The organism is Photobacterium damselae, from assembly GCF_003026815.1.
Taxonomy (GTDB): Bacteria; Pseudomonadota; Gammaproteobacteria; order Enterobacterales; family Vibrionaceae; genus Photobacterium; species Photobacterium damselae.
The window spans coordinates 1-10,582 of record NZ_PYOG01000055.1; the positions used below are offsets into that span (position 1 = coordinate 1).

Here is a 10,582-nt window from a genome sequence, read left to right on the forward strand (position 1 = left end):
CAACCGTTAGATACCTAGGCCGCTATTTTAAGCGGCCGCCAATAGCGGCTTCTCGCCTACGTCATTACCAGGGTGGTGATGTTCACTTTGTCTATAAAGATCATAGAGATAATTGCTATAAGACATTAGTCCTTAGTCAAATAGAGATGATCGATCGGTTAGTCTCGCATATCCCCGCAGAAAAGAATTTTAGAGCCATCAGGTATTACGGTTTTCTGTCAAACAGAAAACGGGGAGAAGCCTTACCGTTAGTTTATGATCTACTGGATCAGGAAGAGCTGGTAGAGCCAAAACCATTGAATTACGCGCAAATGATGCATCACCTGGTAGGCATAGACCCGTACAAATGTATTCTGTGTGGTGGTCGCATGTGCTTTGTGAAGATGGAAATGGGGCTGAAAGGGCATGAGTTAGTTGCTTTGAGAAAAGCAACGATACGGGAAAAACGACGACTTCGTTACAGTCTTTAGGGATGATCTGCCTGAAATATGGAAAAAAGCCAAAAACAGTATAGAAAACACTCAAAAGTAACCTGTTTTAGTCGGCTAAGTCATAAGAAAGACGATTATTGATTGATTTTTCAGTATTGCTGTCAGAGTGGTTAGGAATTGAAATTCCTAACCTTCAAGAGACGAATCAATCCCCTATCGGTCCTTAATCAATCATCGCAAGATGGATGATAATTATTCTCAATAAATATCTTGAACAACAAATGATAAGTGTTATCATCAATCTGCACTTGGGGAAAAGGAACTACCCATTTCTTTTTTCTTTAAAGGCACGACATTGCTTACAATATACTTCAGCATAAACTTGTTATAGGTGTAAGGCTAATAACAAGTAACCAATTTTGCTAAATGCCGTTACTTTGCCAAAGTAACGGCATTTTTTTATGCACACCTTGGTAATAAGTGCTCTTGAACCCATTCAGGAGCGATATCGGCACCGTTGTACCACTCTATTGTATAGCCATCGAGATAATAGTTTATCCCTCTATCTTCACTTAGGATCTGATTAAACAATTGATGTTTTGAGGCCAAAGGTGAAAAATCGACTAAACCTTTATCACCGTTAGACAGCTCTATGTAATAAATCAATTCCTTAACAAAGATACATTCAACAATTGATATCTCTTTATGCTCCATTACTAAAATTCTCCCATTCAACAAGCAATCGCTCTTTGTTAGCGATCCACCACTCTCTAACTAGCTTAGTTATTTTTGGCGGTATGTCGCCACTTAATAACTCACAATTATCGATTCGAAATAGAGCTTTTTGTCCCTGGTACATTACGTGAAAATGTGGCGGGTTATGATCTTGAAAATACATCATGAACTTAATGCCTCGCCATAGATCAATTAAAGGCATATCGGGTCCTTAACTATTTATTATCGGTTATCACATATTCAAGAATTCTTAACTTCTTCTTTAATCAACTCAGATAGCATCCCTTCATTGTAAGTGCCTTGCCATCCAGTCAATGAATCAACCACGCCTCTCTCCCATGAACCAGGGCGGCGAACTCCCGTTGCTATAGAACCTGCAATATCTACGAGTAATGAACGTACAGCAGGGGAGAAATCATTTTTCTCTATGTTAAATCCTTTCCATGTTTCTTCAACTTCACCATTGGCTTCAATCTCAAGACCAAAGGCTAGCATTTCAAGATACGCAAATGTTTCATCTGATAACTCGATTTGTAGTTTTCTTGTCATAACTAAATACCTTATGAAAAATTTTACGATTTAGGCTCTATTTAACAATATGTATGTAATGCGCACTACGAGATTGTGATTCGAGTCAATTAAGAGAGATAACGCCCATTTAGGGAAATTATCTCTCTTTGATAACGTTACATACACACGTTGTAATTTTGTTAAAAATGTTTCACGAATCACGATTAACGTTTTCGTGACTAATTAAATGCGAAAGCTTCAAAACTACTTCTTTCGCTTCAATCTGTCGCGCAGAACTTCAAGCCTACGACTTACTTCACTTGATAGTTCAATGTCAGTGCATGTTTGTAGTAGTTTTGGTTCCTCAACGTCACTAAATCTATCAAAAAACAATGACACAGGGATATCTAATATTTTCACACACTCAATAATTTCAGAGTATGTAGGTTCAGATTTCCCAGACTCTTTATCTAAATAAGTTTGGCGAGCACATCCTAGTCGACGATGCATATCTATTTGTGTGATATTTCGCTCAAGGCGAACTAACTTTAACATTTCACTGAATCGACTCATTGTCTGCACCACTCATCTATTTTATTTAAAGTCGATGGCGCACAGGCCATTGGTTGATAATATGCTGAAGATTTTGCATTAAAATGAGAGTGGAAACCATTTTCTCGGCAATAAGCGTGTAGCTGATTTTTTGGAATAGATCTTAAAACATTGTTTAAATCTGAGTATGTGGATACACTAATAGACGTCATAACGTTACCTATATCTCGTTTTCGACATGCCCTCTAGATTGTTTGGTCTGTAGTGGTCAACAAATACTGGCCACAGTTTTAGAGGTTAACCAATATAATCGTTCAGATTCATTAGGGGTTAATCCTCCATTATATTGGTGAGGCCTTAATTGGCTGTAATAGCCAATAATATATCGAGTAATTTCGTGTTTTGCTTCAGCAAAACTACGATAACCAACATTTGGAACCCATTCTGTTTTTAAACTTCTAAAGAAATGTTCCATTGGTGCGTTATCCCAACAATTTCCTCGCCGAGATAAAATTTGTTTAATCTGGCATCGCCATAATAATTGTCGATAGTAGCGACTTGTATAATGACTACCTTGATCGCTGTGGAACATAACCTCTTTAGGTTTCTGTCGTGATTCATAGGCCATCATAAGTGCTTTACCTGTTAATCGACTATCAGGCGATAGAGACATTGCCCAACCAACAGGTTTTCTCGAAAATAAATCGATAACCACAGCAAGATACATCCACCGATGTCCAGCCCATACATAAGTCACATCACCGACCCAAATTTGATTCGGTGCTGTAACCGTAAATTGACGATCTAGATGATTTGGAATCGTAATATGCTCTTGATTTACTTTTCGATATCTATGTTTCGGTGATTGGCAACTAACAAGATTAAGGGCTTTCATTTGTTTGGATGCACGATACCTACTCAAGGGAATACCTTGAGTAGTAACCATATCTGCAATGCTTCTTGCTCCAGCAGAACCATTACTCGCAGCATGTATCTCTTTGATTAAACAACGAAGTTTAATCAATTCAATAGAAATAGATTTTGGGCGTCTTTGCCAATATTTATAGCTACTGCGATGAACATCAAATACTTTGCATAACGTTGTTATGCTGTGGCTCTTCCTGAGTTTCTCGATTAACGAGAATTGTTCAATGAGTCTGACATCAAGAGAGCGGTGGCTTTTTTTAATATTTCATTATGCTCTTCATGAGTGGCTAGTTTCTTCTTCAATTCTCGTATTTCAATCTGCTCTGGTGTCATTGGTGAAGCTTTCGGGGATTTGCCTTGGCGCTCTTCTTTTAATTGGCGAACCCATTTATCCATCGTAGATTTACCAACATTCATGGCTTGAGCTGCTTCAGTTACTGAATAGTTTTGGTCGATAACCAATTGCGCTGCTTCTAATTTAAATTCAGCACTAAATAATCGTCTTGTTCGTTTTGTCATGATGTCACCTATCCATGTTAAGAGGTGATGATATCACCTCTGAGTAGGTGGCCAAATTTAATGTACCACTACACAAAGAAACGGGGAATAGATATTGGCCTATTCTGTGTAGTCCATACATTTGGTCGTCAACTTAATTGGAATGTCCATTTCCATCTATCAGTCACACGTGGAGGCGTAAATCTCAAAACTAAGCGATGGGGAAATATCTACTTTAATGCTGCGATGGTAGAGCAGCATTGGAAGCAGCAAGTGGTCTCGCTCTTACGAGACCACTATAATGCCTTGAATACTAAACATGATAACTATCAACATATTAGAGACTTTCGTGGATGGAGTCAGTTTCTCTCTAGTCAATACAGTCGAAAGTGGCGTATTCACTTAGCCAAAAAGACAGAAGATGTCGGTCCAACCGTTAGATACCTAGGCCGCTATTTTAAGCGGCCGCCAATAGCGGCTTCTCGCCTACGTCATTACCAGGGTGGTGATGTTCACTTTGTCTATAAAGATCATAGAGATAATTGCTATAAGACATTGATCCTTAGTCAAATAGAGATGATTGATCGGTTAGTCTCGCATATCCCCGCAGAAAAGAATTTTAGAGCAATTAGGTATTACGGTTTTCTGTCAAACAGAAAACGGGGAGAAGCCTTACCGTTAGTTTATGATCTACTGGATCAGGAAGAGCCGGTAGAACCAAAACCATTGAATTACGCGCAAATGATGCATCACCTGGTAGGCATAGACCCGTACAAATGTATTCTATGTGGTGGTCGCATGTGCTTTGTGAAGATGGAAATGGGGCTGAAAGGGCATGAGTTAGTTGCTTTGAGAAAAGCAACGATACGGGAAAAACGACGACTTCGTTACAGTCTTTAGGGATGATCTGCCTGAAATATGGCAAAAAGCCAAAAACAGTATAGAAAACACTCAAAAGTAACCTGTTTTAGTCAGCTAAGTCATAAGAAAGACGATTACTGATTGATTTTTCAGTATTGCTGTCAGAGTGGTTAGGAATTGAAATTCCTAACCTTCGAGCATTAGGGGTTAAAAGTGAGACTCTAGGCCGCAGTTTTCTTTCTATTTCAGGTTAAGATACCTGGCTCCAGTCGAAGGCTGGCTACTGTTCATTCAAATATGCAATCTTACCTAAAAGATAAGTGGCATGAATATTTCTTTCATCACCTAACATCATGAGAGAAAATAACTTATCTTCTAAATTTTTAGAATGTTTATGTCGCAATTTTTGTAGCTCTGTAGAAGCCCAATCTAAAACAATAAAATCTGCTTCTTTACCGATAATAAAGTTACCTACTTTATCATCAATACTTAAAGCTTTTGCTCCTCCTAATGTAGCAAGATATAAGCCTTTAAATGACGAAAGTTTCTGTCCTTGCAGTTGCATAACTTTGTATGCCTCATTTAATGACTCTAATTGTGAAAAACTCGTTCCGGCACCAATATCAGTACCTAATCCTATTCGAATATTATGCTTTTCTGCTTTTTCTATATTAAATAATCCACTACCAAGAAATAAATTTGACGTTGGACAAAATGACATAACAGAATCCGTTCGCTCAAAATCGCTCCATTCTTTATCTGTTAAATGAATAGAGTGTGCAAATATAGATTTTTTCCCTGCTAAGCCATAATGCTCATAAACATCAAAATAACCTTCGCGATCAGGGTAAAGTGATTTTACCCATTCAATTTCACTTTTATTTTCAGATAAGTGCGTTTGTACATATACTTCTGGATATTCTAATCTAAGTTTTCCCGCAGCATTTAATTGCTCAGGAGATGAAGTAGGAGCAAAGCGAGGTGTTATTGCATATTGTAAACGGCCTTTATTATGCCATTTATTAATTAAATTCTTACTCTCTTGATAACCAGTTTCAGGAGTATCCAACAAATAATCTGGAGCGTTACGATCCATCATAACTTTGCCAGCAATGATTCGCATGTTTTTTTCAAGAGCTTCTTCAAATAATGCATCAACTGATTGAGGATGCACTGTTCCGAAAATTAAGGCTGTTGTTGTGCCATTTTTTAGTAACTCATTAACGAAAAATTTTGAAATCGCTTTAGCATGAAGCTTGTTTTCAAATTGCTGCTCAGTTGGAAATGTATAACTTTCTAACCACTCTAACAGTTGCTCACCATATGCAGAAATCATCTGAGTTTGAGGATAATGAATATGGGTATCAATGAAACCAGGGCAAATGAGTTTACCACTATAGTCTACAAAGTTATTATATTTAGACTTATCAATACTATCGAAATTTTTCATTTCCTTGATGCATCCATTTTCAATAACCAATAATCCATCATTAAGATATTGATAAGAATCAGATATATTATCAGTTTTTACAGGGTCATTAATGAAATGGAGAATACTAGCTCTAATTGCTATAGAGTTTGACATGTTCATACATCCTACAAGCATTTATAATAGATATAAATAAACATATAGCTTTTAAATGTATTTGTATTTAGTTTAATGTCGTATTTTTGTCTCTACATGTCAAGCAGTAGTCAGGTATCTTAACCTGCAATAGAAAACTGCGGCCTAGAGCCTCACTTTTAGCCCTTAATGCTCGCTAATTTAGCGGGCATTCTTATTTTATGTCAGTACAAATCACTATTACTGTATTGACTACATCCTATGAGTAACAAACCTAGAAAAAAGAAGAAGAAACCAACAAAGAAATGTCGTCCGGTTCAGGCTTCATCTGCTTTTGACAACTATGAGCAATATGAGACCACCATGGATAATGTCATTCAGTTGCTAAATACTCAATATGATATTGCTCCGCCAAAAGATCACGACGAAGAAATTGCATTAATTTATCAATATCTTATTGATAAGTTTGGTGACACATCGACTACTGCATTCAAATTACATGAAGTATTAATCTCGCTTGCTCATATCGCAGAGCGAGATGGTGCAACGCCTTACTAATTGCTGATATGCACGTTCCTAGAGCAACCAAACTCATCTTTAATAAAGATGAGGCTTGGGAAAAATATCTCACGCATTGTGGTGATAACATCACCACCAATCAAATAGAGTGTATAGAAAAAATGCTCGCTTGCGGTACCAGCAAAGTGGGCAGTAAGCACTACGAATGTGAAAACCCTTCTTGTGAGCACCGCTAAGTCATCTATAACTCTTGTAAGAGTAAAGCTTGTAGCTCTTGTGGAGTAATGCTGACAGAAAAATGGATAGCGAAGCAGCTATCCATCTTGCCCAAATGTGAATATCAACACATGACCTTAACGATGCCCGATAAGTTATGGCCCATATTCCGACTTAATCCATGGTTAATCAATCTGTTATACCGCTGTGCGGTATCAGCATTCTTGAGTTTTGCAAAGAAACGGGGAATAGAGATTGGCCTATTCTGTGTAGTCCATACATTTGGTCGTCAACTTAATTGGAATGTCCATTTCCATCTATCAGTCACACGTGGAGGCGTAAATCTCAAAACTAAGCGATGGGGAAATATCTACTTTAATGCTGCAATGGTAGAGCAGCATTGGAAGCAGCAAGTGGTCTCGTTCTTACGAGACCACTATAATGCCTTGAATACTAAACATGATAACTATCAACATATTAGAGACTTTCGTGGATGGAGTCAGTTTCTCTCTAGTCAATACAGTCGAAAGTGGCGTATTCACTTAGCCAAAAAGACAGAAGATGTCGGTCCAACCGTTAGATACCTAGGCCGCTATTTTAAGCGGCCGCCAATAGCGGCTTCTCGCCTACGTCATTACCAGGGTGGTGATGTTCACTTTGTCTATAAAGATCATAGAGATAATTGCTATAAGACATTAGTCCTTAGTCAAATAGAGATGATCGATCGGTTAGTCTCGCATATCCCTGCAGAAAAGAATTTTAGAGCCATCAGGTATTACGGTTTTCTGTCAAACAGAAAACGGGGAGAAGCCTTACCGTTAGTTTATGATCTACTGGATCAGGAAGAGCCGGTAGAGCCAAAACCATTGAATTACGCGCAAATGATGCATCACCTGGTAGGCATAGACCCGTACAAATGTATTCTATGTGGTGGTCGCATGTGCTTTGTGAAGATGGAAATGGGGCTGAAAGGGCATGAGTTAGTTGCTTTGAGAAAAGCAACGATACGGGAAAAACGACGACTTCGTTACAGTCTTTAGGGATGATCTGCCTGAAATATGGCAAAACGCCCAAAACAGTATAGAAAACACTCAAAAGTAACCTGTTTTAGTCGGCTAAGTCATAGAATGGTGACTATTGATTGATTTTTAAGTGTTATTGTCAGAGTGGTTAGAAATTGAAATTCCTAACCATTAAACAAACACGCAACACTAGATGGGAAGGCGAATTTATCTTTGATAGAGAAGAACGATTTTCTATCAGAACACCTGCCGAGCGAGCATTAAAAGAAGCCATAAAAGTAGCAGGGAAACGAAGTGTAACCATTTCACTAGTATTAGGGAAGTTTCCTAAATACCAGTTATCTACACGAGATATTTTTGCAAAATACGATATTAAGCATCTCTCTTATCTCAAGCGGTTAACTCAATCAATATCAATTCATACCCCACCGAAAAATAAGCCCAGACCTAAACCCAAAAAGCTTGATGTTTATGAGGTTGCATGTTTGTATCGTGATGGTTTAGAGGTTGCAGTAATCGCAAAAAAATTACGGACGACTCAAGCTCAAATATATATGATCCTCAATAATGATATTTTTAATTTCTAACGTTTAATCTTAAACGCTGTTCTAGCCTTATGACGAGCTGCGCGAGGAATATTAAGCTTCGCGTAGCGATATCATTTTCAAAGCTTCTAACAAGCTATATAGCCTCTATTTTCACGTAATTTATAACAAGCTCTTCCTCATCGCTCTGCTAGGCGCTCTTTTCGCGATGGTTAAAATAAATTGATTAATGTCCTGTCGAATGACAAAAGGAAGGGATCAAGTGGACTCAAAGGTAATACGTTTATAAAGGTAGTGTAGTGAGTTGAACAATAAGCGAAAAAGAATTGGGGCCCGTTGGATTTCAAAGATATATATAGAATGCACTAGAGTATCGTTGAGCTGGTTTTTATTGGTGGTAATGTCTGGAATGAAATCCAATGGGAGGTACTTTTTGGGCGTAGCCCGTTCTTTTCTTTTTCTTATCTATAAGAGTTCTTTTGAACTCTTTCTTAATAATATTAAGTATTAATACTTATCTATCTTTATAAATAAAGACATAAAACCACTGGCACTTCTAATTCTCACTGCTAATATTCATTTTAGACTATCGTTTTTTGGTTATACCAACAAACTTATCCACAACCTGCATCATCTCCCCCTAAAAATAGCTCTTTAATACAGAAAATGATCTCTTAATGATGCTTTGTATTGCTTAAGTTGCTCGTTATTTAGCCATTACTTTTCTTTAGGTACGACAAAAGCCGCACTTAAGCGGCCTATCTCATTTTTTACCAGGTTAATGCTCGGTCAGGTAGTTCCCACCTAAGATATCGGGCTCAATCACCTTACCTTGGGGATAACGATCTCGTTCTTTACCCGTTACACGGTCACGTTTGGTTACTCTGGCAAGCTGACGCTTCGTCCATGTGTACGAATAACTGTATGGCGCATAGACCCACCAGATATTTGATAATCCCTTAGCTAGTCGGTTCTTAACTGCCTGCAGTTTGGATTTCACTACACCTTCATCGTTTTCCAACCCAAAGATCCCCATAAACTTGGCTGTAATGGTTTTATAGGCCGCCTTAGAATAAATTCGTGGGGCATCTTCTTCCTTGATCGGTCCATTGTCATCCAGTGCTGGCGGTACTTCTTCGTCATAGACAAAGACTGCATCGACCACCAAATAGTCAGCCATCTTCAATAAATGAATGGTATGGTAATAACGCTTAAGACTGATGGTCTCACCCCAAAACTGCTCATAACGAGCCATAAACCAGGCATGAGTGATGGTTTCCATTTCGGCGCTTTTGGCAAAGCCTATCTGATAGTTCTCAACATCCATTTTAGACATCAAGACCGTTATCACCTTAACGCAATTCATACGCTGACGCTTTTGCAAGCCACCAACGCGAGTTTGACAATGAAGTAAGTCATGAAGCTGATTTTCATACGCATGAGGGTTGTCGATGAATTTTGCAAATGCTAATAACGTGCGTCGAGTACAATAAGGGAACTGTGCTTTACGCCATTCGTTCTTATTACTACCTAATTCATTAATGCGCTGTGCAATTGCTTTTTGTGTTTGTGACTGTTCAGCTCTGGACATTGGACAATCCCTCGCACCCCAAATCCCCACAATCCTTTTGCGGTTGGTTGATTGGATGGTCAGATTGTCTTTGCGCCCAACAAGGGCAATACAGTAAATAGGTCATGTTTTGATTCTCGACTATAAAGAGGTCGCTTGAGGTGCGAAATCAAACGATTAAGGTATTAATGTAACTTAGGATCTCAAAAGGATCAAGTCTTGAAAAATAGGTACAAAAAAAGCCACCCAGTCGAGTAGGTGGCTTTTTCTGCCAAAGGGCTATATAGTTGGTTTCGCAGGCCAACACCATTTGTAAATCCTAGCATAAAATACACTACATAAAGTCTATGTAGTCGGCTCTATGTAGAGCACTCTAGCCTTATTAGGATCTGTCTTCATTGTAGGTTATCGACTGAAAATATCAACCCAAAACCCACAAAAAATCCTTCATTTTTCCCAAAAACATCATATCCTATTTAACATAATGCACATAATCCACATGCGTTTTGTAAGTCCCATTTAGAAATGTCATGTTTGAGCCAGATTGAAATGTCATGTTGAACTAACTTCAAAAGACGCTTTTTCTTTGCTGTTTTGGAGCCTGTGGATGTTGTTAACCATGACTGATAATG

Annotated in this window: 10 protein-coding genes and 2 pseudogenes; 5 read left to right on the top strand and 7 right to left on the bottom strand. The window is 38.3% G+C overall.

Going from position 1 to position 10,582, the window contains the following annotated elements:
• Positions 1–470, top strand: a 470-nt coding sequence (locus CTN07_RS21530; RefSeq protein ID WP_211315309.1) for a transposase, incomplete at its 5' end; no start/stop codon positions are given.
• Between the two features lie 420 nt (positions 471–890).
• Here the strand turns inward: CTN07_RS21530 and CTN07_RS21535 are convergent.
• The 5 genes from CTN07_RS21535 to CTN07_RS21555 form a co-directional block, all read right to left on the bottom strand.
• Complete coding sequence (locus CTN07_RS21535) at positions 891–1,145, bottom strand: DUF2442 domain-containing protein (protein ID WP_036766152.1); 255 nt, start codon at positions 1,143–1,145, stop codon at positions 891–893.
• A complete protein-coding gene (locus CTN07_RS21540; protein ID WP_036766151.1) occupies positions 1,135–1,368 on the bottom strand; it encodes a DUF4160 domain-containing protein in 234 nt (77 codons plus the stop codon). Before CTN07_RS21540 ends, CTN07_RS21535 begins: the two co-directional genes overlap by 11 nt.
• Before the next feature lie 38 nt (positions 1,369–1,406).
• Positions 1,407–1,715, bottom strand: coding sequence for a hypothetical protein (locus tag CTN07_RS21545; protein ID WP_036766150.1), 309 nt, complete (start codon positions 1,713–1,715; stop codon positions 1,407–1,409).
• Between the two features lie 225 nt (positions 1,716–1,940).
• Positions 1,941–2,249: a helix-turn-helix transcriptional regulator gene (locus CTN07_RS21550; RefSeq protein ID WP_036766148.1), complete on the bottom strand. Its 309-nt coding sequence runs from the start codon at positions 2,247–2,249 to the stop codon at positions 1,941–1,943.
• Between the two features lie 247 nt (positions 2,250–2,496).
• A protein-coding gene (locus CTN07_RS21555) for an IS3 family transposase (RefSeq protein WP_085999159.1) occupies positions 2,497–3,674 on the bottom strand; the annotation gives its coding sequence in 2 pieces (ribosomal slippage) (positions 2,497–3,416 and positions 3,416–3,674; 1,179 coding nt in all).
• 69 nt (positions 3,675–3,743) lie between these two features.
• Here CTN07_RS21555 and CTN07_RS21560 point away from each other — a divergent pair.
• Positions 3,744–4,553, top strand: a pseudogene (locus CTN07_RS21560) (IS91 family transposase); the annotation flags it as partial.
• 241 nt (positions 4,554–4,794) lie between these two features.
• Here the strand turns inward: CTN07_RS21560 and guaD are convergent.
• On the bottom strand, positions 4,795–6,105 hold the full coding sequence (guaD, locus tag CTN07_RS21565; RefSeq protein ID WP_036766366.1) for a guanine deaminase: 1,311 nt from the start codon (positions 6,103–6,105) through the stop codon (positions 4,795–4,797).
• 234 nt (positions 6,106–6,339) lie between these two features.
• On the opposite strand from guaD, the gene CTN07_RS21570 reads away from it, so the two are divergent.
• The 3 genes and pseudogenes from CTN07_RS21570 to CTN07_RS21580 all read left to right on the top strand — a co-directional run bounded on the left by CTN07_RS21570 (position 6,340) and on the right by CTN07_RS21580 (position 8,422).
• On the top strand, positions 6,340–6,636 hold the full coding sequence (locus CTN07_RS21570) for a hypothetical protein (RefSeq protein WP_036766365.1): 297 nt from the start codon (positions 6,340–6,342) through the stop codon (positions 6,634–6,636).
• 8 nt (positions 6,637–6,644) lie between these two features.
• Positions 6,645–7,853: pseudogene (locus CTN07_RS21575) on the top strand (IS91-like element ISPda2 family transposase).
• 137 nt (positions 7,854–7,990) lie between these two features.
• Positions 7,991–8,422, top strand: coding sequence for a hypothetical protein (locus CTN07_RS21580; protein ID WP_036766369.1), 432 nt, complete (start codon positions 7,991–7,993; stop codon positions 8,420–8,422).
• A 736-nt stretch (positions 8,423–9,158) separates the two neighbouring features.
• On the opposite strand, the gene CTN07_RS21585 is transcribed toward CTN07_RS21580, so the two are convergent.
• Complete coding sequence (locus CTN07_RS21585) at positions 9,159–9,971, bottom strand: hypothetical protein (protein ID WP_005307058.1); 813 nt, start codon at positions 9,969–9,971, stop codon at positions 9,159–9,161.
• Positions 9,972–10,582: the final 611 nt, after the last annotated feature.

Bases quoted from the DNA above. Each gene is read 5' to 3' on its own strand.
- CTN07_RS21535 (WP_036766152.1), bottom strand. From the start codon at position 1,145: ATGGAGCATAAAGAGATATCAATTGTTGAATGTATCTTTGTTAAGGAA.
- CTN07_RS21540 (WP_036766151.1), bottom strand. From the start codon at position 1,368: ATGCCTTTAATTGATCTATGGCGAGGCATTAAGTTCATGATGTATTTT.
- CTN07_RS21545 (WP_036766150.1), bottom strand. From the start codon at position 1,715: ATGACAAGAAAACTACAAATCGAGTTATCAGATGAAACATTTGCGTAT.
- CTN07_RS21550 (WP_036766148.1), bottom strand. From the start codon at position 2,249: ATGAGTCGATTCAGTGAAATGTTAAAGTTAGTTCGCCTTGAGCGAAAT.
- guaD (WP_036766366.1), bottom strand. From the start codon at position 6,105: ATGAACATGTCAAACTCTATAGCAATTAGAGCTAGTATTCTCCATTTC.
- CTN07_RS21570 (WP_036766365.1), top strand. From the start codon at position 6,340: ATGAGTAACAAACCTAGAAAAAAGAAGAAGAAACCAACAAAGAAATGT.
- CTN07_RS21585 (WP_005307058.1), bottom strand. From the start codon at position 9,971: ATGTCCAGAGCTGAACAGTCACAAACACAAAAAGCAATTGCACAGCGC.